Annotated in this window: 26 protein-coding genes; 22 read left to right on the top strand and 4 right to left on the bottom strand. The window is 37.9% G+C overall.

Annotated elements, in window-relative coordinates:
- Nucleotides 1-113 precede the first annotated feature (113 nt).
- From ftsE to ACXVYO_RS02260, 6 genes are all read left to right on the top strand, one after another.
- Entirely contained in the window at nucleotides 114-800 is a 687-nt protein-coding gene (gene ftsE, locus ACXVYO_RS02235; RefSeq protein ID WP_071724655.1) for a cell division ATP-binding protein FtsE, read from the top strand.
- A complete protein-coding gene (gene ftsX / locus ACXVYO_RS02240) occupies nucleotides 790-1,683 on the top strand; it encodes a permease-like cell division protein FtsX (RefSeq protein ID WP_375807451.1) in 894 nt (297 codons plus the stop codon). Before ftsE ends, ftsX begins: the two co-directional genes overlap by 11 nt.
- 118 nt (nucleotides 1,684-1,801) lie before the next feature.
- Nucleotides 1,802-3,238 (top strand): S41 family peptidase, encoded by a 1,437-nt coding sequence (locus ACXVYO_RS02245; protein WP_097950800.1) that lies wholly within the window; start codon nucleotides 1,802-1,804, stop codon nucleotides 3,236-3,238.
- 91 nt (nucleotides 3,239-3,329) lie between these two features.
- Entirely contained in the window at nucleotides 3,330-4,532 is a 1,203-nt protein-coding gene (locus tag ACXVYO_RS02250; RefSeq protein WP_458465914.1) for a PDZ domain-containing protein, read from the top strand.
- A gap of 226 nt (nucleotides 4,533-4,758) precedes the next feature.
- A complete protein-coding gene (locus tag ACXVYO_RS02255; RefSeq protein ID WP_458465915.1) occupies nucleotides 4,759-6,474 on the top strand; it encodes an ABC transporter ATP-binding protein in 1,716 nt (571 codons plus the stop codon).
- Nucleotides 6,475-6,541: 67 nt separating this feature from the next.
- A complete protein-coding gene (locus ACXVYO_RS02260; protein WP_000637523.1) occupies nucleotides 6,542-6,853 on the top strand; it encodes a heavy metal-binding domain-containing protein in 312 nt (103 codons plus the stop codon).
- Between the two features lie 113 nt (nucleotides 6,854-6,966).
- On the opposite strand, the gene abc-f is transcribed toward ACXVYO_RS02260, so the two are convergent.
- From abc-f to ACXVYO_RS02280, 4 genes are all read right to left on the bottom strand, one after another.
- A complete protein-coding gene (gene abc-f / locus ACXVYO_RS02265) occupies nucleotides 6,967-8,601 on the bottom strand; it encodes a ribosomal protection-like ABC-F family protein (protein WP_458465916.1) in 1,635 nt (544 codons plus the stop codon).
- A gap of 265 nt (nucleotides 8,602-8,866) precedes the next feature.
- Complete coding sequence (locus ACXVYO_RS02270) at nucleotides 8,867-9,412, bottom strand: flavodoxin family protein (RefSeq protein WP_458465917.1); 546 nt, start codon at nucleotides 9,410-9,412, stop codon at nucleotides 8,867-8,869.
- 4 nt (nucleotides 9,413-9,416) lie between these two features.
- Nucleotides 9,417-9,785, bottom strand: coding sequence for a MerR family transcriptional regulator (locus ACXVYO_RS02275; RefSeq protein WP_458465918.1), 369 nt, complete (start codon nucleotides 9,783-9,785; stop codon nucleotides 9,417-9,419).
- A gap of 51 nt (nucleotides 9,786-9,836) precedes the next feature.
- Complete coding sequence (locus ACXVYO_RS02280) at nucleotides 9,837-10,730, bottom strand: LysR family transcriptional regulator (protein WP_458465919.1); 894 nt, start codon at nucleotides 10,728-10,730, stop codon at nucleotides 9,837-9,839.
- 151 nt (nucleotides 10,731-10,881) lie between these two features.
- On the opposite strand from ACXVYO_RS02280, the gene ACXVYO_RS02285 reads away from it, so the two are divergent.
- From ACXVYO_RS02285 to ppaX, 16 genes are all read left to right on the top strand, one after another.
- The gene (locus ACXVYO_RS02285) at nucleotides 10,882-11,904 is read left to right on the top strand and encodes a YeiH family protein (protein ID WP_458465920.1); all 1,023 of its coding nucleotides are present in this window, start codon (nucleotides 10,882-10,884) and stop codon (nucleotides 11,902-11,904) included.
- A 270-nt stretch (nucleotides 11,905-12,174) separates the two neighbouring features.
- Entirely contained in the window at nucleotides 12,175-12,372 is a 198-nt protein-coding gene (locus tag ACXVYO_RS02290; RefSeq protein ID WP_098257995.1) for a helix-turn-helix transcriptional regulator, read from the top strand.
- An 11-nt stretch (nucleotides 12,373-12,383) separates the two neighbouring features.
- The gene (locus tag ACXVYO_RS02295) at nucleotides 12,384-12,773 is read left to right on the top strand and encodes a hypothetical protein (protein WP_458465921.1); all 390 of its coding nucleotides are present in this window, start codon (nucleotides 12,384-12,386) and stop codon (nucleotides 12,771-12,773) included.
- 18 nt (nucleotides 12,774-12,791) lie between these two features.
- Complete coding sequence (locus ACXVYO_RS02300) at nucleotides 12,792-13,013, top strand: hypothetical protein (protein ID WP_001150203.1); 222 nt, start codon at nucleotides 12,792-12,794, stop codon at nucleotides 13,011-13,013.
- A 223-nt stretch (nucleotides 13,014-13,236) separates the two neighbouring features.
- Nucleotides 13,237-13,521: an ATPase gene (locus tag ACXVYO_RS02305; protein ID WP_458465922.1), complete on the top strand. Its 285-nt coding sequence runs from the start codon at nucleotides 13,237-13,239 to the stop codon at nucleotides 13,519-13,521.
- Nucleotides 13,522-13,537: 16 nt separating this feature from the next.
- The gene (locus ACXVYO_RS02310; protein WP_000524124.1) at nucleotides 13,538-13,765 is read left to right on the top strand and encodes a hypothetical protein; all 228 of its coding nucleotides are present in this window, start codon (nucleotides 13,538-13,540) and stop codon (nucleotides 13,763-13,765) included.
- Nucleotides 13,766-13,865: 100 nt separating this feature from the next.
- Entirely contained in the window at nucleotides 13,866-14,627 is a 762-nt protein-coding gene (locus ACXVYO_RS02315; RefSeq protein WP_073517094.1) for a MerR family transcriptional regulator, read from the top strand.
- The gene (locus ACXVYO_RS02320) at nucleotides 14,624-15,244 is read left to right on the top strand and encodes a hypothetical protein (protein ID WP_458465923.1); all 621 of its coding nucleotides are present in this window, start codon (nucleotides 14,624-14,626) and stop codon (nucleotides 15,242-15,244) included. Before ACXVYO_RS02315 ends, ACXVYO_RS02320 begins: the two co-directional genes overlap by 4 nt.
- Before the next feature lie 45 nt (nucleotides 15,245-15,289).
- Nucleotides 15,290-15,721, top strand: coding sequence for a DUF4362 domain-containing protein (locus ACXVYO_RS02325; RefSeq protein WP_458465924.1), 432 nt, complete (start codon nucleotides 15,290-15,292; stop codon nucleotides 15,719-15,721).
- Nucleotides 15,722-15,872: 151 nt separating this feature from the next.
- On the top strand, nucleotides 15,873-17,849 hold the full coding sequence (gene uvrB / locus ACXVYO_RS02330; protein ID WP_458465925.1) for an excinuclease ABC subunit B: 1,977 nt from the start codon (nucleotides 15,873-15,875) through the stop codon (nucleotides 17,847-17,849).
- A 5-nt stretch (nucleotides 17,850-17,854) separates the two neighbouring features.
- Entirely contained in the window at nucleotides 17,855-20,731 is a 2,877-nt protein-coding gene (gene uvrA, locus ACXVYO_RS02335; protein ID WP_458465926.1) for an excinuclease ABC subunit UvrA, read from the top strand.
- 243 nt (nucleotides 20,732-20,974) lie between these two features.
- Nucleotides 20,975-21,391: a DUF4275 family protein gene (locus ACXVYO_RS02340; protein WP_458465927.1), complete on the top strand. Its 417-nt coding sequence runs from the start codon at nucleotides 20,975-20,977 to the stop codon at nucleotides 21,389-21,391.
- 114 nt (nucleotides 21,392-21,505) lie between these two features.
- Nucleotides 21,506-21,886 (top strand): phage holin family protein, encoded by a 381-nt coding sequence (locus ACXVYO_RS02345; protein ID WP_001267308.1) that lies wholly within the window; start codon nucleotides 21,506-21,508, stop codon nucleotides 21,884-21,886.
- A 156-nt stretch (nucleotides 21,887-22,042) separates the two neighbouring features.
- Nucleotides 22,043-22,972: an HPr(Ser) kinase/phosphatase gene (hprK, locus tag ACXVYO_RS02350; protein WP_001127251.1), complete on the top strand. Its 930-nt coding sequence runs from the start codon at nucleotides 22,043-22,045 to the stop codon at nucleotides 22,970-22,972.
- A gap of 24 nt (nucleotides 22,973-22,996) precedes the next feature.
- The gene (gene lgt / locus ACXVYO_RS02355) at nucleotides 22,997-23,809 is read left to right on the top strand and encodes a prolipoprotein diacylglyceryl transferase (RefSeq protein WP_016136008.1); all 813 of its coding nucleotides are present in this window, start codon (nucleotides 22,997-22,999) and stop codon (nucleotides 23,807-23,809) included.
- A gap of 67 nt (nucleotides 23,810-23,876) precedes the next feature.
- Entirely contained in the window at nucleotides 23,877-24,527 is a 651-nt protein-coding gene (gene ppaX, locus ACXVYO_RS02360) for a pyrophosphatase PpaX (RefSeq protein WP_073517089.1), read from the top strand.
- Nucleotides 24,528-24,548: the final 21 nt, after the last annotated feature.

The raw sequence follows: 24,548 nt of genomic DNA on the forward strand, positions 1-24,548 counted from the left end.
TAAGTAGACTACCTTCAACAAGATTGGTTAAGCGAGAATAAAAGGTTATCTTTTATTTTTAGATGTACAGAAAAGTATTTCGAAAAAAATCATTAAGTATTGGGTGATAAATAATGATAAAAATGACGAATGTTTATAAGGAGTACCCGAATGGTATGAAAGCCATTGCTGGTCTCACAGTTAACATTAAACAAGGTGAGTTTGTATACGTAGTTGGACCGAGTGGAGCCGGGAAATCTACATTTATTAAAATGATGTATCGTGAAGAGAAGCCATCTACAGGATCAATTAATGTAAATGGACTTGTTATTGAAACATTAGCAGAAAGAGATGTTCCATATTTCCGTCGTCAATTAGGCGTAATTTTCCAAGATTTTAAATTACTACCTAAGTTAACGGTATATGAGAATGTTGCGTTTGCCTTAGAAGTAATTGAAGAAGAAAAAGAAGCCATTCGTGAGCGTGTAACAGAAGTTTTAGGTCTTGTAGGTCTTGAAGATCGTGCAGACGCACTACCAAGTGAACTTTCAGGCGGAGAGCAGCAACGTGTTGCGATTGCGAGAGCAATTGTTAATAGACCAAAGGTTGTAATTGCCGATGAGCCAACAGGTAACTTAGATATTGAAACAGCTCTTGATATTATGAAGATTTTCACACGCATCAATGAACGCGGTACAACGATCGTTATGGCGACACATAACGCAGATATCGTAAATACAATCCGTCATCGTGTAATCGCGATTGAAGGCGGAAAAATTGTTCGAGATGAGATTGAGGGAGGATACGGATATGAAGGCTAAGACCCTTAGTCGACATTTGCGAGAAGGTGTAAAGAATCTATCACGTAACGGATGGATGACGTTTGCTTCTGTTAGTGCAGTAACAGTTACATTATTACTTGTAGGTGTCTTTTTAACAGCGATTATGAATATGAACCATTTTGCGACGAAAGTAGAGCAAGATGTAGAGATTCGTGTACACATTGATCCAGCAGCAAAAGAAGCTGATCAAAAGAAATTAGAAGATGATATGAGTAAGATTGCAAAAGTAGACTCTATTAAATATTCTTCTAAAGAAGAAGAGCTAAAACGCTTAATTAAAAGCTTAGGCGATAGCGGAAAAACGTTTGAGTTATTTGAACAAGATAACCCACTTAAAAACGTATTCGTTGTAAAAGCGAAAGAACCAACAGATACAGCGACAATCGCGAAAAAGATTGAGAAAATGCAGTTTGTAAGTAATGTTCAATATGGTAAAGGGCAAGTTGAAAAATTATTTGATACTGTAAAAACAGGACGTAATATCGGTATTGCGTTAATTGCAGGTCTTTTATTCACAGCGATGTTCTTAATCTCTAATACAATTAAAATTACAATTTATGCTCGTAGTACAGAAATCGAAATTATGAAACTGGTAGGTGCAACAAACTGGTTTATTCGTTGGCCGTTCTTATTAGAGGGATTATTCTTAGGAGTATTAGGATCAATTATTCCAATTGGCTTAATTCTAGTTACGTATAATTCACTACAAAGCGTGTTTAACGAAAAACTTGGCGGAACAATTTTCGAACTTCTACCATACAGTCCTTTCGTATTCCAATTAGCTGGTTTATTAGTGTTAATCGGGGCTTTAATCGGTATGTGGGGAAGTGTAATGTCAATTCGTCGCTTCTTAAAAGTATAAAAAGTTGCAAACATAATTCGTACAAGCTTATCATATAGTAGAAATAGGTAAAGGCATCACACACTGTGTGATGCCTTTTGCTACACCACCTGTGTGTTTTGGAAAGGGGAATTCCGCATTGAAACGTAGAGTTGCAATTATTGGAATGGTTGTTGCATTTTTAATTGGTGCTGGCGGAATGTTTGCAGGTATGTCTTTATTTGGGGTTAACCCAGCAGAAGTAACGCAAACAATTTCGAGTGGAAACGCTAGCACCGCGCAAGGGAATTTGGCAAAAATTAATGAGGCGTATGCACTAATTGATTCACGTTATGTGGAAGACGTGAAGGATGACAAGTTAGTCGAAGGTGCAATACAAGGTATGTTGTCTACGCTGAAGGACCCTTATTCCACGTATATGGATAAAGAAACGGCTAAACAGTTTAGTGAATCACTTGATCCTGAGCTAGAGGGGATTGGGGCTGAGGTGAACAAAACGGACGGTAAGCTTATTATCGTATCTCCAATTAAAGGTTCACCAGCAGAAAAGATTGGAATTAAACCAAATGACCAAATTTTATCTGTAGATGGAAATAGTGTGAAAGATTTATCACGTGAAGAAGCAGTATTAAAGATCCGTGGTAAAAAAGGAACGACTGTCGCGATTGAAATTAAGCGTGCAGGAGTAGCTGATCCGATTGTATTTAAAATTAAGCGTGAAAAAATTCCAATCTTCACTGTGTTTAGTTCTGTGAAACAAGAGAGCGGAAAAGATATCGGTTATATGCAAATCACTTCTTTTGCTGAAAATACGGCGAAAGAATTTAAGGATCAGTTAAAAGAGTTAGAGAAGAAAAATATCAAAGGCTTAGTTATTGACGTGCGTGGTAATCCTGGTGGCTACTTAAATAGTGTAGAAGAGATACTAGGGGAAATTATGACGGATAAAAAGCCGATGCTACAAGTAGAGCAACGAAATGGTGAGAAAAAGAAATTCTCTACGGAACTGAAAGAGAGAAAGCCATATCCAATTTCAGTATTAATTGATAACGGAAGTGCTTCTGCTTCAGAGATTTTAGCGGGTGCGCTAAAAGAGGGAGAAGGATACGATTTAATTGGTGAAAAAACGTTTGGTAAAGGTACTGTGCAGCAAGCTGTTCCATTTAAAGATGGCAGCAACATTAAATTAACGATGTTTAAATGGTTAACACCGGATGGAAACTGGATTCATAAAAAAGGAATCGCGCCCACAGTAGAAGTGAAGCAACCAGATTATTATCATGCGACACCAATTCAAATTGAAAAAACACTTTCATACAATTCAAATGATGTGCAAGTAAAACACGCACAAGAAATGCTTAAGAGCCTAGGATATGTACCAGGGCGTGAAGATGGATACTTTAGTAAAGAGACAGAATCAGCGCTGAAAGCATTCCAAAATGCGAATGAGATGGAAGCGACAGGGCAGCTGGATAAAAAGACAGCTGAGGCGATTCAAACGAAAATTATTGAAAAAATCCGTTCTGGAGAAAATGATCTACAATTACAGTCCGCATTAAAATTAATAGCGAAATAAAGTGAAATACAGGCAGTTTGCTGCCTGTATTTTTTTGTGTTAAACAAACGTTTGTCCAGTTATGATAATATAAAAAGAAAGAATGATATAAATGGTGGTGAATGGGTTCGTGGAGGCATGGATTTTTGAAATAATGCGGGCAGTTGGACGTTTTTTCTTACACCCTGCTGTCTATGTGTTTTTAATAAGTAGTATCTTCGTTGGATACTTACGTATGTTACGTGAAAGAAAGGATTTTTCCTTTAAAGTTTATGATATTTGGTTTGAACTGCGAACATCTCTATTTGCAGGAGTTAAATACGGATTAATCGTATCTATTATTACAATTGGACTTGGACTTGTTGTTTCTAAAGCGAGCTTATGGGTCATCTTATTATGGACGTTACTATTTGGATTAACTGCAATGTATCGATATTTATCAGCAGCTTATACGCTTAGTATCGCGATTGTATGTGTTCTATTATCTTCTAAGCTACCAGTTTCCTTCTTACAGCTTGGAGAGGGTGAAGAGAGTACGATCGTATCCCTTGCTATTTTACTAGGCGTCATGCTCGTTGTAGAAGGTTTATTGATTTCTAAAAATGCAGTAGGATATTCGACGCCGAAGATTAGGAAGGGTAAGCGCGGGTTAAAGATTGGTTTACACGAATCAAAGCGTTTATGGATCGTTCCTATTTTTATTCTTGTACCAGGTGACGCGATAACACAATTTATTTCATGGTGGCCTGTCGTTTCAATCGGTTCAGATACATATTCTCTATTCCTCGTTCCATTTTTAATTGGATTTATGAGAAGGATTAGAAGTTATGAGCCAACGGAAGCTTTATTATTTACAGGAAGACGTGTGTACGGATTAGCAGGACTTGTGCTTGTTTTAGGAGTCGCAAGTTATTGGTGGCACGTACTGGCCATTATCGCGATGGGAGCCGCAATGCTTGGACGTTTCACAATTTCCATGCAAGAAAAAATTGCGGATGAAACAAGACCTGCGTATTTCGCTGCACGTAATGATGGACTTGTTGTATTAGATACAATCCCGAATACAATTGGGGCAGAGCTGAATTTACTGCCTGGAGAAGTGATTACGAAAGTAAATGGAGTCATTCCAAGAAGTGCTGAGGAATTTTATGATGCGCTTCAAACGAAGACGACAGGAGCATTTTGTAAGTTAGAAGTATTAGATACAAATGGAGAGCTTCGCCTTGCTCAAACGGCATTATACGCCGGAGGACATCACGAACTAGGAATTGTGTTTGTTCAGCAGGAGCATGAGTGGGATTCGGAAGCGATGTAATAGAAGTGGGGTATCACCTTGTGGTGATACCCTTTTTGGTTGTGGGGGGCGGGAGGTAGTAAATAGGATTTATATCGGCGATTATTCCAATATATCGACTTTCCGGCAAGAAACGACAACTATCGAAAACATTCTTTTTAGTTTCATAGACGGATAACTTGAATAATTATTTGATAATGGTTATCATTTAGGGAGTCTTTTTAATTTTGGAAAATGGAGGTAAGATATGCTACGTAAATTTTTTTCTTACTATAAACCGTATAAAGGTTTATTTATACTCGACTTTTCTTGCGCGGTTGTCGCAGGGTTACTAGAACTTGGCTTCCCGCTTATCGTAAATCAATTTATTGATAAGTTATTGCCAGGGCAAAACTGGACGCTTATTTTATGGGCTTGTTTCGGTTTACTTGCAGTGTATATTTTAAATGCAGGCTTACAATATGTCGTTACATATTGGGGACATATGCTTGGCGTTAACATTGAAACGGATATGAGGCAGAAATTATTTGATCACATTCAAAAGCTATCATTCAGATTTTTTGACAATAATAAAACAGGTCATTTAATTTCACGTCTTACAAACGACTTAATGGAAATTGGGGAAATTGCTCACCACGGGCCAGAAGATTTATTTATCGCTGTTATGACTTTATTTGGGGCATTCTCATTTATGATGATGATCAACTGGAAGTTAGCGCTATTAACGTTCTTCGTCATTCCATTCTTATTATGGTTAGCCCTTTACTTTAACAAAAAAATGACAGGTACGTTTAGACGTTTATTCTCAGACGTTGCTGATTTCAATGCATGTATTGAGAACAACGTTGGTGGTATCCGCGTTGTACAAGCATTCGGAAATGAAAAGTTTGAGAAAGAGCAATTTGCTGTTAACAACGCTCGTTTCCGTACAACGAAATTAATGGCGTATAAAATTATGGCATTGAATTCATCGATTAGTTATATGCTCATGCGTCTCGTAACGCTCTTCGTCTTAATATGCGGTACATGGTTTGTTCTGCAGGGTGAATTAACGTACGGTGGATTTATCGGATTCGTTTTATTAACGAATATTTTCTTCCGCCCAATTGAAAAAATTAATGCAGTAATCGAAAGCTATCCGAAAGGAATCGCTGGTTTTAAGAGATATGTAGAGCTTCTTGAAACAGAGCCAGACATTGTAGATTCTAAAGATGCGATGGAAGTTAAGCATGTACATGGTGATATTCAATATAGCAACATTACGTTCGGATATGAAAACAAAGAACCGATTTTAAATGATATTAGTTTGAAAATACATGCAGGTGAAACAGTGGCGTTTGTTGGACCATCAGGAGCTGGAAAAACAACGTTATGTAGTTTACTTCCACGTTTTTATGAACAATCGTCTGGTTCAATCCAAATTGATGGTATTGATACGAATGATATGACGTTATCTTCACTTCGTAAGCAAATTGGAATTGTGCAGCAAGATGTGTTCTTATTCTCAGGAACGATTCGTGAAAATATTGCTTACGGAAATTTAAAGGCGTCAGAAGCTGAAATTTGGCAGGCAGTAAAACGTGCGCAGTTAGAAGACTTAATTTACTCACAACCAGACGGTTTAGATACTGTTATCGGTGAGCGCGGCGTGAAACTTTCTGGTGGACAAAAGCAGCGTCTAGCGATTGCTCGTATGTTCTTGAAAAACCCGCCAATTTTAATATTAGATGAAGCGACTTCTGCATTAGATACAGAGACGGAACTAGCGATTCAAAAATCACTTGCTGAACTATCTGTCGGCCGTACAACATTAGTTATCGCTCATAGACTTGCAACGATTAAAAATGCAGATCGTATCGTCGTTGTAAATAAAGATGGTATTGCAGAACAAGGTTCACATGAAGAATTAATTGAGCAAGGCGGAGGATACAGTAGGTTATACGAAGCTCAGTTTAGTTCGTAAATATAATTTGTACTGAATTAGCACATCCTATAAGTAGATGAACAACTTATATGGGAGGCTATAAAGTATGATTGTAACAACAACGTCTACAATTCAAGGGAAAGAAATTATTGAGTATATCGATATCGTCAATGGAGAAGCGATTATGGGCGCGAATATCGTTCGTGACCTTTTCGCCTCTGTTCGTGACGTTGTCGGCGGTCGTGCAGGTGCTTATGAAAGTAAATTAAAAGAAGCACGCGACATTGCAATGGAAGAGATGAAAACTTTCGCAAGACAAAAAAATGCGAATGCAATTGTTGGTATCGACGTGGATTACGAAGTAGTTCGCGAAGGGATGCTAATGGTTGCAGTGAGCGGAACTGCTGTCCGTATTTAAAGTAAAAAGCCGTGCTGATGCACGGCTTTTTACTTTTATTGATGCTATTCTATGTCGAAGTTCCAATATTTCTTGGGAAATGCGGAAGGCCTTGTCGATATATAGGGAAGACATTAGAGCGCTTCCTTACATTTCCGGATTTGAACTAATAATGTTTCGTATTCTTGTTCGAGAGATGTGATGTCATCGTGATGATTTGGTATGGAAATTCGGCCGATGATTTCTGTTAATTTTGTTTGTAATCGTAATAATTCTTGTTCAGTAACGTTTACAGAATCCCCTGTTGTTCTTTTTGTGTATTGCTCGTAATTACCGTGGAATACTTTTGGTTCACTTTCGTCTACTTGTAGAATATGGTCTGCAACAGAGCGAATAAAGGCACGGTCATGGCTAATGAAAAGTATTGTGCCAGGGTATTCTTGTAACATGCTTTCTAATTCTTCTTGCGTCGCTAAGTCCAAATAGTTTGTCGGTTCATCGAGAAGAAGCATATTATAGTTTCCTAAAAATACTTTTGCGAGCGCAACCTTCATTCGCTCGCCGCCACTTAAGACATGCACAGGTTTATGAACATCTTCACGGCGGAATAGAAGCCGTGCGAGTATTGTTCGAACGAATGCTTCTGTATAGTTGGTTTCTTCTAGAACGTTCTCTAAAATGGTTTTATCTGTTTTTAAAATGGATAGTGTTTGTTCAAAGTATCCAATTTTACAACTTTTCGAAAGCTGAATGCCACGCTCGTTTGCGAGAAGCATGTTGAACACAGTTGTTTTACCGCTTCCGTTTGCACCTAAAATAGCAAGCTTTGCACTAGGGGCAATAGTTCCATTCATATTTTTAAATAGTGTGCGGTCGCCTATTTTCTTTGTTGCTTTATTGAACTGTACTGCCACTTTACTATGAATGGGTGTATGGTATTGCACGTCAAACTGAGCCTGAGAAAGATCTTTTGGCTTTTCTTTCTTTTCTAGTTTTTCGAGACGTGTTTCTAATGCCTTTGCTGCTTTGCTAACCTGTTCTTGCCCATGAGCCCCGCTTAACTTATAAAGTTTAGATTCAGATGAACTGAACCGAGTTGGGATTTTCGTCATGCGAGAAGCACGTTGCTTTTTTTGTGAAATTGATTGCTCTAAACGATTTTTTTCTTGTATATATTGCTCATACTCTGCTTGTTTTTGTATTCGTTCATGTTCTTTTTGCTTTCGATAGTTGGAATAGTTTCCTTTATACTCTTGAATCATGCCGTCTTCAATTTCAATGATTTTTGTACATATATTATCTAAAAAATCACGATCGTGCGATATTAAAACAAGTGCCCCTTTATAAGATAAAAGTGCTTTTTCTAATTGCTCTGTGCCAACCATATCTAAGTGGCTTGTTGGTTCATCAGCGAATAAAATGCCTGCATCTTGCTCGAGAGCATGGGCAATCTTTAGTCGCATTCGTTCACCACCGCTCATTGCATCTGTAACGTTTGAAATACTCCATTTTCCTTTTGCGAGAGAAGAAGCGGTTTCTGGTAGTTCCTCGCTAAGTTGAGGAATGATGCTGATAGAACTATGATGAGTTACTATGCCATTGTCAGCTTCTATTTCTTTACTTAATATTTGTAATAACGTAGATTTACCAGCTCCGTTGACTCCGACAATTCCGATGCGGTCCTGTGCCTGAATTTCCAGTGACGGTAACGTAAATAGTGTGCGATCACCAAAGCTCTTTTCAATATTACGTGCGAATAAAATAGTCATAAAAAAACCTCCCTAGTTTCACTAGAGAGGATAAACGTCGCCCTTGCATGTAAAAATCGTACATAAATAAACGATTTTTCACATGATCGTTTCGAAAGAAAGTATCGACAAATGGACAGACTAATCCCCTGCTAGTTTTCATCATTTTTTGTTCACTATTTGTGATGGATGAAATAAATAAGAGAATTAGAACTTCATTGGTCAAAGTACCTTCCTTTCATAATATTACTTTTATTGTATGCGCATACAAAATGGTTTGTCAAACTTATTTCTGTTTATGATTTTTGAATTCGTTATTATACAGTTGTGCCTTTGCTAGTGCTTCAGCATCATTTTTGATTTCATCCAATCCATTCGCATCTCCAATAACATACCCTTCAAATGATGAACCAACAAAATCAAAGATGTATTGGAACTGAGCGATAAGCGGTAATGCTTTCAGCTTTGGATTGTCTCCGCCAACGATGACAACGTACATTTTTTTACCTTTCATTTTTTCTTTGAAATGAAGAGATGTATCACGCAAGCTTTGTGACCAGCGATCGACGAAGTTTTTCATATGACCGCTCATTCCATACCAGTATAGTGGTGTAGCAAAGATAATTGTGTCGTGCTCTAGCATGCGTTTAATTAAATTTTGATAGTCATCGTTTACAGATTGGAATCCTTCTGCGTCATGACGCTGGTCTGAAATAGGATGGATTGTATGGTCTCGCAAGTAAATTTGTTCTGTTTCAATTCCATCGATCATCCTATGTGTTAAAGTTTCTGTATTTCCATTTTGTCTTGAACTGCCATGTATAACAAACATGTAATCATTCCTTTTCTTTTGCTTGTTTTAGGAGTGAAACGTGTTTTTGCAAATTTGTTTGAATACTGGAAAGTAATGAGATTTGCTTCGTTACTTCATTGAGTTTATCTTCATAAAGCGTTAGGATACTGCTGCAAGGATTTTCGTACAGATGCGGTTCGATTTCAAGGCAGCGCAGCATCTTTGCCGTCTCTTCTAAATTTAAGCCAATTTGTAAGTACATTTGAATAAGCTCCACTTTTTCGATGGCACTTTCATCAAAATCACGGTAGCCATTTGCGAGGCGGTTCGAAGGGAGTAACCCCTTTTCTTCATAATGTCTTAGTGATCTTTCGCTAATGCCAGTTTCTTTTGATAGCTCTCCAATCCGCAATGTGTTTCACTCCTTTTACATGTATTGTAAACCTTCACACTAATGTGAAGGTCAACTCTGTTTTTTCGCAAAAGAATCTACATGATTTAAAAACACTTGAATGGCCTTAGACGGAATAAAATATTTGCCGCGCACGATGGAGAATGGACGGATGAGTTGTTCATTTGGAACTTCAACGTGGAATAGCTCTTTTGCCAGTAACTCTTTCCGTATGGTCCAATCAGAAAGGATAGCGATGCCAAGTCCGGCACTAACTGCTTCCTTCACGCTTTGGATACTACTAAATGTAAAGAATCGTTTCATTTTTAAATGGTGTTGATGAATAAAGCGGTCACTATAAGCGCGTGTACCAGACCCACTTTCCCTTAATACCCATACTTGATCTTGGAGTGTGCTTTCATTTATTTCATTTGTGCGGAGTAGTGGATGATTTGGCGGGACGACGAGCTTCATTTCATCTTGCATAAACGTTTCAACGTCAACGTCGGCGTATACGACTTGCCCTTCCACTAAGCCGATATCAATTTGATTAGAGCGAAGGCTTTGCAAAACATCTTCTGTATTTGAGATAAAGGTATGAACTTCGACGTGTGGATTTTCATTCGCATAGTTAGCCAGTATTTTTGGAAGTAAGTATTCGCCAATTGTAAAACTAGCACCGATGCGAAGAGTTCCTGTTACAACGTTATGTAGCTCGTTAATTTCTTGCTTAGCATCTTCATAAAGGGAGAGCATTTGCTTAGCATGTATATATAATATGTTTCCAGCCTCTGTCACTTGAACGTGCTTCGGAGAGCGCTGAATGAGTGTAGTTCCAAATTCATTTTCTAAGTTGCGTATATGCATACTTACGCCAGGCTGTGAAAGGTTTAATAATTCTGCTGCACGGGAGAAGTGCTTCTGTTCAACGACAGTAACAAATATTTTTAAAATGTCTACGTTCATGTAATGGGCTCCTTTCTTTTTCTATCATTTTATCATAAGTATTTCTGATGATAGAGATTCAATATTGATATTAAACTTATTATAAAAACTCTCTTATAATGTAAGTAGAAAGAACATGCATGTTCCAATACGATTATTGGAGTGGTTCAAAGTGGAACAAACACTTGTTATACAAAAGAAGAAGGGCTTTGGATTTTCGCAAGGAATTGGGATTACACTATTAATCGCAATTGCTGCGAAATATTTAGCAGAGCTTCCTTTTTTAAATATTATGGGACAATTAGTAATTGCTATTCTAATTGGGATGGTTTGGCGTGCGGCAATTGGAATTCCGCAAGATGCGATTGCAGGGACGAACTTTGCGAGTAAGAAGTTGCTTCGCTTTGGGATCATCTTACTTGGAATGCGGTTAAATCTTGTTGATATTGCGAAGGCAGGGCCGAAAGTATTGGTCATCGCTGCAGTTGTTATTACATTTACGATTTTCGTTGTATATGGGCTAACGAAAGTATTTAAGGTAGAAAAGAAACTCGGAATTTTAACAGCGTGCGGAACAGCAATTTGCGGCGCGGCTGCGGTCGTGGCAATTGCACCGCAAGTGAAAGCGAAGGATGAAGAAACGGCAGTTGGGGCAGCGATTATTGCAATTTTAGGTACAATATTTACACTTATTTATACGCTATTATACCCAGTGCTTGGCTTCTCACCGTACGGTTATGGTGTATTCTCAGGTGCGACGCTGCATGAGATCGCCCATGTCATCGCAGCTGCGGCACCAGGAGGAAGCACGGCTGTAGATATCGCAGTTATCGTGAAGCTAACGCGCGTAGCAATGCTTGTACCAGTAGCGATTTTAATTGGACTATGGTTTGGTAAGAGTGAAGGAAGCGAGGGAAAAAAATCGTGGCGCGACCTTCCAATCCCGTGGTTCATATTCGGATTTTTAGCGATGAGTGCAGTGCATTCGCTCGGGATTATACCAGAAGTTGTTGCCGGATACATTGTTGTCATTGCTTATATGCTTATTGCAATGGCGATGGCGGGTCTTGGTTTAAATGTAGAGTTTAAAACGTTCCGTAAGTTAGGAAGTAAAGCATTCGTGGCGGGGCTGATCGGTTCGGTTTTCCTTTCTATTCTTGGATACGTTCTTGTATATGCGTTAGGATTTATGTAGTAGGAAGAAGCTGCTCCCAAAGGTATTTGGGGGCAGCTTTTTCTTATGATTATAGTGCTACGGATGTCGGTATTTTTCGGTAAGTCGATATATTAAAAAAATCGCCGATAAAAATGGAGTTGCGCTGATATAAATTGAATTTCTATCGTAATGTGTGAGAGAAGATGCTCAGTGAAACGTTTTTCTAAAATTTGTAAAGATATCTTTACTTGAAACTGGAAAATATTTATAATTAAAGTAAAGATATCTTTACTTTCGAAGGTGGAGCCTATGGGTGTGAAAAATACAATAAAAGAGTTAAGAAAGCAAAATCATATAACGCAAGTTGAAATGGCAAAGGCGATGCAGGTGACGCGGCAGACGATTGTTGCGATTGAAAACCATCATTATAACCCGAGTTTAGAGTTATCCTTAAAGATCGCCAAATATTTTGGGGTGAAGGTGGAGGAAATATTTACGCTAGAGTAAGGGGAGAAACAGTGAACGATACTAAAAAGTTATTGATCGGTGCGACTTTTGGATTGTTTTTGGGAGACATTGTAGTTCATATTATGAACCCGGCTATACCAATTTTACCGCTCGTAGTGAGTAACGTTTTAGCAATTGTATTTTTGATAGTGTATGCGTATTACAAAAAGCGTAAGTACAGAAAAGAAGAACTTCCAGATATAGATGAGCGAGTAAATGAAAATATAAAAAAATATGTAAATGTCTCATTTGTATTCGCATTTCTATTGCTTATTGTTTATATTGTTGCGAGTAAAGCGATAGGCAGAGCTGTTATACCAGTGCAAGAAATATTTATGATATGTAGTTCCTTATTTGCGGGTAGTCTCATCATAGGCGTCATGATAGGAAAACGAGCATAGCGATAGGAGGAATGAAAAATGCAAGATGAGTTTGAGAGATTCCAGTCAGATAAAGCGTTTAAATATGTAGGGTTATTTTTTACGATTAGTTTAGCGGTATGGAGTTTATATAATTTAATAGTTGATGGAAATGCTGGTATGCCGTTTGTTTTATTTGTACTAGGACAGTGGGTGTATTTTCTTGTGAACTATTGGCCGAAGTGGAAATATAGAAATCAAAAAGAGGCTGATCATGTATGAGTAAGCAAGATGTTATAAGGTTTATAGGAAGTTTATCCCGCTTTAATGGGCAGTAAGACCCCCACCTCAAAATTCAGTGAAAGTAAAGAAGTTAGGTGGGGGGCGGGCTGCCCATAAAAGTCCGATTGGTTCAACTAATAATCAGTGGGGGATGAAGAAAACCCCCACTGATTAAAGTTTCACTTTATTTTTAGCAGGTCTTATTTTAAATGCGAGTTTAATAATGTTAAGTATTTCATGGGGAACAATCTTTATATCAAATGTAGCATTGGTTATTTTATATAGTATTTCGGAATATAGAGAACAGAAGCGTTTGAAAGAAGAGGGAGTACCGTCGATTGATGAGCGAGTTGTGAACAAGATGAAGTCATATTTTACGATTAGTATGACAAGCTTCGTTTTTTTGTTCATTATGTATCTTTGTGTAAATGAGTTATTATATATTGCTATTTTTGGTTTATTAATAAGTATGGCATCGAAGAGTGTGTTAGCAACAAGGAATAGATAGAAAAAGGGGAACTGGGATGGGATTACCGGTATTATGTGTCGCTACGGCTATTTTTGCTTTGTTTTGGGGAATGCAGAACTTCTCTCGTAATCCAGTACCAAGTATTTGTATTATGCTTGGTACTGTAGGTTTATCATATTATTTATTAGTTTCAGCTCATTACCATAAAACAGCAACGAGTGTTGTTGTTGGAGCACTTATTTTATTTTGTGGGCGCGCTGTACAAAAAGGATTATTTCCGTAAAAGCTGTTTATACAAAGAGTATAAACAGCTTTTTGTATTTTTTTTACAAAAGGCTTGAAAGTGACGTAACGTCACCTTTTATAATGAAGGAGAAGAGGTGATGGTAGTGATTTCAATACAACAATTGACGAAAGAAACAGGGGTAACAGTACGTACATTACGTTATTATGATCAAATAGATTTATTAAAGCCGAGCGGGAAAACAGAAGGCGGGCATCGTTTATATAGTGAAGCTGACGTAATACGTCTGCAACAAATTTTATTTTTAAAGGAAATGGGATTTTCATTAAAAGAGGCTGCGAATATGTTAGTAAAAGGTGAGCTTAACTTAAAGGACTCTCTTGAAAAACAACTTCGGTTTGTACAGGAAGAACAAAAGAAGTTTAATCGAATGGAACGTGTTTTACAAGCTGTTGTTTATTCGGTGGATGTGGAGGGAGAACTTGATTGGAAAGTTATGTTTGAACTGATTCAGCTTTCGAAACAGTCGTCTCGTATACGTGAAATATTTCAAAATGAAGTATTTTCAAAGGAAGAACAAAAATTGCTTCATAACTTGCCAAATATGAGTGAAGAAAATCCGAATGTTTTAGAATGGGTAGATTTATTAAAGCAATTACGCACTTTTATGAAAGACGGTAAAGAAGCTGCAAGTGATGAGGTGCAAGGGGCAATGAAGAGATTAATGCAGAAGTGTTTAGAAATGGCCAATGGTGATGAAGCGTTTTTAGATAAGTTATGGGAAGTTAGAAAGTCGAAGGAAGATTCACAGAAAATGAGCATGTATCCAATCGAAGAAGAATTTTTATTATATATGGATGAAGCTTTTCGTATATATGATGAAAAGGAGAGGGATAAATGAGTATACTCGCAGAATATCGTTGGTACTTTTTAATTGGGGCAGAGATTGTATTTTGGTTATCGGCTATCGGTTTCTTTTTACTTCGTTACGGATTCCGTTTGAAAAAGGCGAGCTTTATTATGGGGATTGTACTCCTCGTAAATGAAGTGTTTATTTTAACTTTAGGGGTAGTGGACTATTATCAAACAGGGAAGTTCTCTAATTTTCAAATCATTACTGTAATTATTTTATTGTATGCAGTTTTCTACGGGAAAAAGGATTTGAAGAAGCTTGATATATTTGCGCAAAAGCTAGTTGCGAAATGGCGGAATGAACCAGATCCTATTATTGAAGAACATATAGAATTAACAGGTATGGCTTATGCGAAGCAGGAAATAAAAAATTGGGTATTGCATCTTGTTTTATTCGTTGTTGTGCATATTTTCTTTTTCTTCGCGTATGGGCTTACTCCATTTGAACAGTGGGGCAATTGGTTAGAGTCAGGAATCGTTTTAAATAAAGCTGCGAGTCGAGTGAGCCAAGTGTGGGCACTTATATTTTTAATTGATACAGCGATTTCATTTTCATATGTTCTTTTTCCGAAGAAGGAGAAAGGAAAAGAGAAGCTACTTTCGTAGAGGAAAGTAGCTTTTGCAGTATACAAATAATTCTTATAGGAGAGGATGACAATAGGAAAAAGAAGTGGTTTTATATGCCTACTTCTCTTTAGTTTAGTAGCATGCTCACAACCTAACATTACAATTGATAAGAAAAGTGATGTCATTGTAAAGGGAACAGGAACTTCTAATCTAGATAAATTTGAAAAGTTCGTTTTGAATGTGGGACAAGGGAAAGTTGATAAAATAAGAATTGTACATTATACACATGAAGGTGATCCGGTTTTTCAAACGTTAGAGTATAGTGGGATAGATATAATTCATATGTTAGATAATAGGCAAGATCGATTTGCTGGTAATCATAAAGATATAGGTGAAGATAGCTGTAGAGGGATTGTTAAAGAGCAGCGTGAATTACAAACGGCTTATAGGTTAATAGACTGTGTGAATGAAAATGGGCGCAATGGATATGATTTATTATATGTACCTAAAAAATAGAGTTAGTAGAGGAAGGAAGTTTTGGCTCCTTCCTTTTTCTATGTATATATTGTCGAAAATTTTACCGAATATCTGTTCGTTTTTTTAGGTTTTTTATGGGCGTTCGTGGTAAAATAATAATACAGATTTTTATGAGGAGGTCGGATTTTTCTTGGAACATCAATTTGAAATTATCTCAGCGTATTCCCCGCAAGGTGATCAGCCGGTAGCTATAGAGAAGCTTGTAGAGGGAATTAATAGTGGAAAGAAAAAGCAAGTGTTGCTTGGAGCGACAGGAACGGGTAAGACATTTACGATTTCAAATGTCATTAAAGAAGTGCAGAAGCCAACACTTGTCATGGCTCATAATAAAACGTTAGCAGGACAGTTATATAGTGAGTTGAAAGATTTTTTTCCAAATAATGCAGTTGAATATTTTGTTAGTTATTATGATTATTATCAGCCAGAAGCGTATGTACCGCAAACAGATACGTTTATTGAAAAAGATGCGCAGATTAATGATGAAATTGATAAATTGCGTCACTCAGCAACATCTGCACTATTTGAACGGGATGACGTAATTATTGTTGCGAGTGTTTCGTGTATATATGGTTTAGGTTCTCCAGAAGAATACCGCGAGTTAGTTGTTTCGCTTCGAGTTGGTATGGAAAAGGACCGCAATCAATTGCTTCGTGAACTTGTTGATGTGCAGTATGGACGTAATGACATTGATTTCAAGCGTGGTACATTCCGTGTACGCGGAGATGTAGTTGAAATCTTCCCAGCATCACTTGATGAGCATTGTATTCGAATTGAATTTTTCGGCGATGAAATCGATCGTATTCGCGAAGTAAATGCGTTAACAGGTGAAGTATTAGCAGAACGTGATCATGTAGCAATCTTCCCAGCATCTCACTTCGTTACACGTGAGGAAAAAATGAAGGTCGCTATTGAAAATATCGAAAAAGAATTAGAAGAGCGTTTAAAGGAATTAAATGATAATGGCAAGTTATTAGAAGCACAGCGTATAGAGCAACGTACACGTTATGATTTAGAAATGATGCGCGAGATGGGATTTTGTTCAGGGATTGAAAACTATTCCCGTCATTTAACACTTCGTCCAGCGGGTGCAACACCGTATACGTTATTAGACTATTTCCCGGAAGATTTCTTAATTGTTATGGATGAGTCACACGTATCAGTACCGCAAGTAAGAGCGATGTATAACGGGGACCAAGCACGTAAGCAAGTACTTGTGGATCATGGGTTCCGTTTGCCATCAGCTTTAGATAATAGACCGCTTACGTTTGATGAGTTTGAAGGGAAAACGAATCAAGTTATTTACGTTTCGGCAACGCCAGGACCGTACGAGTTAGAGCAGGCACCGGAGGTAATAGAACAAATTATTCGTCCAACAGGGCTTTTAGATCCACCAATTGATATACGACCAATTGAAGGTCAAATTGATGATTTATTAGGAGAAATTCAAGATCGCATTGCAAAAAATGAACGTGTATTAATTACGACTTTAACGAAGAAGATGTCAGAGGATTTAACGGATTACTTAAAAGATGTAGGAATTAAAGTGAACTATCTTCACTCTGAAATTAAAACGTTAGAACGTATTGAAATTATCCGTGACCTTCGCCTTGGTAAGTTTGATGTACTTGTTGGTATTAACTTATTACGAGAAGGATTAGATATTCCAGAAGTATCACTTGTAGCTATTTTAGATGCTGATAAGGAAGGATTCTTGCGCTCAGAGCGTTCATTAATTCAAACAATCGGTCGTGCGGCACGTAATGAAAACGGCCGCGTAATTATGTATGCAGATCGTATAACAAGATCGATGGGAATTGCGATTGAAGAAACGCAGCGTCGTCGTACTATACAAGAAGCTTACAATAAAGAGCATGGTATTACGCCGAAAACGATTCAAAAAGGCGTGCGTGATGTTATCCGTGCAACGACAGCTGCTGAAGAGCCGGAAACATATGAAACAGGACCAGCTAAGAAGATGACGAAAAAAGAGCGTGAAAAGACAATTGCAAAGATGGAAGCAGAGATGAAAGAAGCAGCAAAAGCGTTAGATTTCGAGCGTGCAGCTGAATTAAGAGATTTACTATTAGAATTAAAAGCGGAAGGGTGAACAGAGTGAGCGTAAGTAAGGATTTTATTGTTGTAAAAGGTGCTAGAGCACATAACTTAAAAAATATTGATGTAACCATTCCGAGAAATCAGCTTGTTGTTGTAACAGGATTGTCTGGTTCTGGGAAATCATCATTAGCGTTTGATACGATTTATGCAGAAGGGCAGCGCAGATACGTAGAATCGTTATCTGCGTATGCGCGCCAGTTTTTAGGACAGATGGATAAGCCGGATGTAGATACGATTGAAGGATTGTCACCAGCGATTTCAATCGATCAAAAAACAACGAGTCGTAATCCACGTTCAACTGTCGGAACGGTAACGGAGATTTATGATTATTTACGTCTACTATTCGCACGAATTGGTACGCCGATTTGTCCGAATCATGGTATTGAAATTACATCACAAACAGTAGAGCAGATGGTAGACCGTGTACTTGAATATCCTGAACGTACGAAATTACAAGTGTTAGCTCCTATCGTTTCTGGGCGTAAAGGTGCACATGTGAAAGTGCTTGAAGACATTAAGAAGCAAGGATATGTTCGTGTACGTATTGATGGTGAGATGCTTGATGTATCTGAAGATATTGCGTTAGATAAAAATAAGAAGCATTCCATTGAAGTTGTAATTGACCGTATTGTTGTAAAAGAAGGAATCGCAAGCCGTCTTGCGGATTCACTTGAAAGTGCATTAAAGCTTGGCGGGGGACGAGTGTTAATTGATGTAATGGGAGAAGAGGAACTTCTATTTAGTGAACATCATGCTTGTCCACATTGTGGTTTTTCAATTGGAGAATTAGAGCCGCGTATGTTCTCATTCAACAGTCCATTCGGGGCATGTCCTTCTTGTGATGGACTTGGTTCAAAGTTAGAGGTAGATTTAGAACTTGTTATTCCGAACTGGGATTTATCATTAAATGAACATGCGATTGCGCCTTGGGAACCGACAAGCTCACAATATTACCCGCAGCTTTTACAATCTGTATGTAATCATTACGGCGTTGATATGGATATGCCTGTGAAAGATATACCGAAAGATTTATTTGATAAAGTGTTGTACGGAAGCGGAGAAGAGAAAGTTTATTTCCGCTATGTAAATGAATTTGGTCAAGTAAAGGAAAATGAGATTTTATTTGAAGGTGTTATTCCAAATATTGAACGTCGTTATCGTGAAACGAGTTCTGATTATGTTCGTGAGCAAATGGAGAAATATATGGCAGAACAAGCTTGTCCAAAGTGTAAGGGCGGACGCTTAAAGCCAGAGAGTTTAGCTGTTTTCGTTGGTGAGAAAACGATTGCTGATGTAACGAAGTATTCTGTTCAAGAAGTACAGGAATTCTTCTCAAATGTGGAGCTAACGGAGAAACAACAAAAAATTGCTCATTTAATTTTAAGAGAAATTCAGGAGCGTGTTGGGTTCTTAGTGAACGTTGGTTTAGATTATTTAACGTTAAGTCGTGCCGCAGGAACTTTATCAGGTGGTGAGGCACAGCGTATTCGTTTAGCGACACAAATCGGTTCTCGTCTGACTGGCGTACTTTACATTCTTGATGAGCCTTCTATCGGTTTGCATCAGCGTGATAACGATCGTCTTATTCGCACATTGCAAGAAATGCGCGATTTAGGAAATACGCTAATTGTCGTTGAGCATGATGAAGACACGATGATGGCTGCTGATTATTTACTTGATATCGGACCTGGTGCCGGTATTCACGGTGGTCAAGTTGTGTCAGCAGGTACACCAGCTGAAGTGATGCAAGATGATAATTCGCTAACAGGTAAGTATTTAAGCGGTAAAGAGTTTATTCCGGTTCCACTTGAAAGACGTAAAGGTGATGGAAGAAAAGTGGAAATTGTCGGTGCAAAAGAGAATAACTTAAAGAATGCAAAGATGTCATTCCCACTTGGTACGTTTGTAGCGGTAACCGGTGTATCTGGTTCCGGTAAAAGTACGATGATTAACGAAGTACTATATAAATCGTTAGCGCAAAAGTTATATAAAGCGAAAGCGAAGCCAGGTACTCATAAAGAGATTAAAGGTCTTGAGCATTTAGATAAAGTAATCGATATTGATCAATCGCCAATCGGTCGTACACCACGTTCTAATCCAGCGACGTATACAGGTGTATTCGATGATATTCGTGATGTGTTTGCGCAAACGAATGAAGCGAAAGTGCGCGGATATCAAAAAGGACGTTTCAGCTTTAATGTAAAAGGTGGACGTTGTGAAGCGTGCCGTGGTGATGGAATTATTAAAATCGAAATGCACTTCTTACCAGACGTATATGTTCCGTGTGAAGTTTGTCACGGTAAACGTTATAACCGCGAAACGTTAGAAGTGAAGTATAAAGATAAGAACATTTCTGAAGTGTTAGGGATGACAATTGAAGATGGAGTAGAGTTCTTCGCTAATATCCCAAAAATTAAGCGTAAACTTCAAACACTTGTAGACGTTGGGCTTGGTTATATGAAATTAGGACAGCCAGCTACGACATTATCTGGTGGTGAAGCGCAGCGCGTGAAGCTAGCTTCTGAATTACACCGCCGTTCTACTGGGCGTACGTTATATATTTTAGATGAGCCAACGACTGGTTTACATGCACATGATATCGCGCGTCTTCTAGAAGTGCTGCAACGCCTTGTTGAGAGTGGTGAGACGGTGCTTGTAATTGAACATAATTTAGATGTAATTAAAACAGCTGATTATATCGTTGACCTTGGACCAGAGGGTGGAGATAAAGGTGGACAAATCGTTGCTTCCGGAACGCCAGAGCAAGTAGTGAAAGAAGAGCGCTCGTATACAGGTAAGTATTTAAAAGATATTTTAGTCCGCGATAAAGCAAGAATGAAAGAGAAAATAAAAGAAGTAGAGTTATCACAATAAGTGTATTACTAAAAACCGAGTGGAAATGCCACTCGGTTTTTAGTTCATAGGGGGAGAAGATGGAGTTTGCCCCGCATTAACGGACAGTAGGATCCCCACCTCAAAATTCAGCGGAAGCAAAGAAATTAGGTGGGGATCAACTGCCCGTAAAAGCCCGATTGGTTCAACTAATAATCAGTGGGAGATGAACAAAAACCCCACTGATTAAAGTTTCACTTTATAGATGTTTTAAGAAAGAAAAATATGAAAGTAAGAGAGTTTCAAAGTTGGGGTGTATATTTTCGCAAGCGCTGGGAGGATAACTTTGCAAATCATTTAAGTGATGAGGAAAAAGAAGACATTTTCCTGTATGGAGATAAGTATGCATGTGGGTATCTTTGGCACATATTTAGTTATGAGAAAAAGAAATGTTTAGAGGGCGAAGAAGCGGAGAATGCGTTTCATAATGAAGCGAAAAAGGATTGTTGCATATGCTATCAACATTGTGATGATGTACTGCTAATAAAAGATGCGAGTTTATTACATATGGATGATATATTGTGTGAGAGGGACGATATGTATAAAGGTGATATTTATATTGTAGACAAAGCGTTCACTTGGACTTTTGTGAAAACGCATGAACATAGATGGTGTGGCCCTTATTTTGCGAGGAAATGTTAGTAGGTATACAAGCATGCAGAGTAGAATAAGTTGATAGAAGTATTTGTATGATACTTGCGTTTATTATCTATTAGCGTATGATGAAATATATATGTCAAAAGGATGTGTAAGAAAATGAGATGGATTGTATCACTTCTTGTAAATAGCGTTGTGTTAATCGCTGTATCGGGACTTTTAAAAGGGATTGCACCAGACGCTTTTTATGTAGCAAATATACAAACTGCAATTATTGCGAGTATTATCTTGGCCGTTTTAAATGTGTTCGTAAAACCGTTTTTAATTTTAATTACGCTACCGATTACTGTTGTAACTTTCGGGTTCTTCTTAATTGTTATTAATGCGATTACGTTAAAAATAGCAGATTCATTATTAGGAGATGCATTTAATATATCAGGATTCGGTGTAGCGATTGTAGCGGCAATTTGTATTTCAATTTTTAATATGATTATTGAAAAGGCAATTGTGGAACCACTATACGAAAAAAAGAGAAAATGACAAAAAGAAAAACATTTCATGATGTGTATGAAATGTTTTTTTCTATTTATTAGAAACCGTATTTCTTGTTTCCAGAAAAAAATGGTACAATATCCGGTAGAATGGAATTTTACATCAAATGAGACTGAACCCGCAGCGGAGTGGAGGTTTATACATATGCCGAAAGTAAGGACAAAAGATTTAATTGAACAATTTCAATTGGAGTTAATAAGTGGTGAAGAAGGAATTCATCGTCCGATTGATACAAGTGATTTATCACGACCTGGAATTGAAATGGCAGGATTTTTTACATATTATCCAGCTGATCGCGTGCAGCTTCTTGGAAAGACGGAGCTTACGTTCTTTGACACGTTAACGACAGAGCAAAAACAAGAGAGAATGAAAGCGCTTTGTACTGAGGAGACGCCGTGTATTATTATAACTCGTAATCAAGATGTACCAGATGAGTTACTGCAAGCGTCACGTGAATCGGGTATGCCTTTATTACGTTCTTCTCAAACGACAACAAGATTATCAAGTCGTTTAACAAATTATTTAGAAGGTAAGCTAGCACCAACAACAGCTGTACATGGTGTGTTAGTGGATATTTACGGTGTTGGTGTTTTAATTACAGGTCAAAGTGGTGTCGGTAAAAGTGAGACAGCTCTTGAGCTTGTAAAACGTGGTCACCGCCTTGTTGCGGATGATAGCGTAGAAATTCGCCAAGAAGATGAAGACACATTAGTAGGAAGCTCACCAGATTTAATTGAGCATTTATTAGAAATTCGTGGTCTAGGTATCATTAACGTTATGACGTTATTCGGTGCAGGAGCAGTGCGGAATTATAAGCGTATTACACTTGTTATTAATCTTGAAATTTGGGATCAAAAGAAAAATTACGATCGCTTAGGTCTTGATGAAGAGAAGATGAAGATTATTGATACAGAACTTACGAAGATTACACTTCCAGTTCGTCCTGGTCGAAACTTGGCTGTTATTATTGAAGTAGCAGCGATGAACTTCCGTTTGAAACGTATGGGAGTCAATGCAGCACAACAGTTCTCTGAACGATTAATGAGTGCGATTGAGTTAGGAAATCAGGAGTAAACTTTGGAGAGGGAGGTCATACATATGCTGTTAGGTTCTGTACCACAGCTTGACCGTGTAGCGATCCAACTTGGACCGTTTCCTGTTTATTGGTACGGGATTATTATCGGTACAGGTGTGCTATTAGGTCTTTGGCTAGCGACTCGCGAGGGAGAAAGACTAGGTATTCCAAAAGATACATTTGTTGACCTTGTGTTAATTGCAGTACCGATCGCTATTCTATTTGCGAGAATGTACTATGTTATTTTTGAATGGGAATATTACGCGCAAAACCCGAGTCAAATTATTAATATTCGTCAAGGTGGCTTGGCGATTCATGGTGGTTTAATCGGGGCTGTTATTACAGGGATTCTTTTTGCGAAACGCCGCGGGGTTTCATTCTGGAAGTTGGCGGATATTGCTGCACCAAGTATTTTACTAGGACAAGCAATTGGCCGATGGGGAAACTTTATGAATCAAGAGGCACATGGTGATGAAGTAACGAGACAGTTTTTAGAAGGTCTTCATTTACCGGATTTCATTATTAATCAAATGTATATTGAGGGTGTGTACTATCATCCGACGTTTTTATATGAATCATTATGGAATTTTGCAGGTGTCATTTTATTACTTGCATTACGAAAAGTGAATTTACGACGCGGGGAATTATTCTTCACATATTTAATTTGGTATTCAGTAGGGCGCTTCTTCGTAGAAGGCTTACGTACAGATAGTTTAATGCTAGGACCACTTCGTATCGCACAAGTAATGTCAATTGGACTTGTTGTTATTTCTATTATTTTCATTATTGTGAGACGAAAAATGGGGCAAGCTGATAAAAGATATTCGGAAAATTAGAGAAAAGTAGCATCTTATTATAAGGTGCTGCTTCTTTCATATTCAGGAAAGAGAAGGGACTAAGGCAATGAGAATAAATACAGTGTTATTTGATTTAGATGGAACGTTAATTAATACAAACGAACTTATTATTTCTTCTTTTTTACATACGTTACATACATATTATCCAAGTCAATATAAGCGTGAAGATGTATTGCCATTTATCGGCCCTTCTTTACATGATACTTTCAGCAAGATTGATGAAAACAAGGTTGAAGAGATGATTACATGTTATCGTCAATTTAACCATGAGCATCACGATGAATTAGTGGAAGAATATGAAACTGTATATGAAACAGTTCAAGAGTTGAAGAAGCAAGGCTATAAAGTTGGTATTGTTACAACGAAAGCGAGACAAACCGTTGAAATGGGATTAAAGCTGTCGAAGCTTGATGAATTTTTTGATGTTGTCGTGACAATTGATGATGTAGAGCATGTGAAACCACATCCAGAGCCACTTCAAAAAGCGCTTGAGTTATTAGATGCGAAACCGGAAGAAGCATTGATGGTTGGGGATAACCACCATGATATTGTTGGCGGACAAAATGCTGGTACGAAAACAGCTGCTGTTTCATGGACGTTGAAAGGTAGAACGTATTTAGAGGCTTACAAGCCGGACTTTATGCTAGATAAAATGAGTGATTTGCTACCGATTTTGTCTAATATGAACCGTTCATAAAGGTCCAAGTAAGTTAGTCGG

Source organism: Bacillus sp. BC08 (assembly GCF_054326875.1).

Coding starts and splice junctions, on each gene's coding strand:
- ftsE (WP_071724655.1), top strand. CDS start 114: ATGATAAAAATGACGAATGTTTATAAGGAGTACCCGAATGGTATGAAA.
- ftsX (WP_375807451.1), top strand. CDS start 790: ATGAAGGCTAAGACCCTTAGTCGACATTTGCGAGAAGGTGTAAAGAAT.
- ACXVYO_RS02250 (WP_458465914.1), top strand. CDS start 3,330: ATGGTGGTGAATGGGTTCGTGGAGGCATGGATTTTTGAAATAATGCGG.
- ACXVYO_RS02255 (WP_458465915.1), top strand. CDS start 4,759: ATGCTACGTAAATTTTTTTCTTACTATAAACCGTATAAAGGTTTATTT.
- ACXVYO_RS02260 (WP_000637523.1), top strand. CDS start 6,542: ATGATTGTAACAACAACGTCTACAATTCAAGGGAAAGAAATTATTGAG.
- abc-f (WP_458465916.1), bottom strand. CDS start 8,601: ATGACTATTTTATTCGCACGTAATATTGAAAAGAGCTTTGGTGATCGC.
- ACXVYO_RS02270 (WP_458465917.1), bottom strand. CDS start 9,412: ATGTTTGTTATACATGGCAGTTCAAGACAAAATGGAAATACAGAAACT.
- ACXVYO_RS02280 (WP_458465919.1), bottom strand. CDS start 10,730: ATGAACGTAGACATTTTAAAAATATTTGTTACTGTCGTTGAACAGAAG.
- ACXVYO_RS02290 (WP_098257995.1), top strand. CDS start 12,175: ATGGGTGTGAAAAATACAATAAAAGAGTTAAGAAAGCAAAATCATATA.
- ACXVYO_RS02300 (WP_001150203.1), top strand. CDS start 12,792: ATGCAAGATGAGTTTGAGAGATTCCAGTCAGATAAAGCGTTTAAATAT.
- ACXVYO_RS02305 (WP_458465922.1), top strand. CDS start 13,237: ATGTTAAGTATTTCATGGGGAACAATCTTTATATCAAATGTAGCATTG.
- ACXVYO_RS02310 (WP_000524124.1), top strand. CDS start 13,538: ATGGGATTACCGGTATTATGTGTCGCTACGGCTATTTTTGCTTTGTTT.
- ACXVYO_RS02315 (WP_073517094.1), top strand. CDS start 13,866: ATGGTAGTGATTTCAATACAACAATTGACGAAAGAAACAGGGGTAACA.
- ACXVYO_RS02320 (WP_458465923.1), top strand. CDS start 14,624: ATGAGTATACTCGCAGAATATCGTTGGTACTTTTTAATTGGGGCAGAG.
- ACXVYO_RS02325 (WP_458465924.1), top strand. CDS start 15,290: ATGACAATAGGAAAAAGAAGTGGTTTTATATGCCTACTTCTCTTTAGT.
- ACXVYO_RS02340 (WP_458465927.1), top strand. CDS start 20,975: ATGAAAGTAAGAGAGTTTCAAAGTTGGGGTGTATATTTTCGCAAGCGC.
- ACXVYO_RS02345 (WP_001267308.1), top strand. CDS start 21,506: ATGAGATGGATTGTATCACTTCTTGTAAATAGCGTTGTGTTAATCGCT.
- hprK (WP_001127251.1), top strand. CDS start 22,043: ATGCCGAAAGTAAGGACAAAAGATTTAATTGAACAATTTCAATTGGAG.
- lgt (WP_016136008.1), top strand. CDS start 22,997: ATGCTGTTAGGTTCTGTACCACAGCTTGACCGTGTAGCGATCCAACTT.
- ppaX (WP_073517089.1), top strand. CDS start 23,877: ATGAGAATAAATACAGTGTTATTTGATTTAGATGGAACGTTAATTAAT.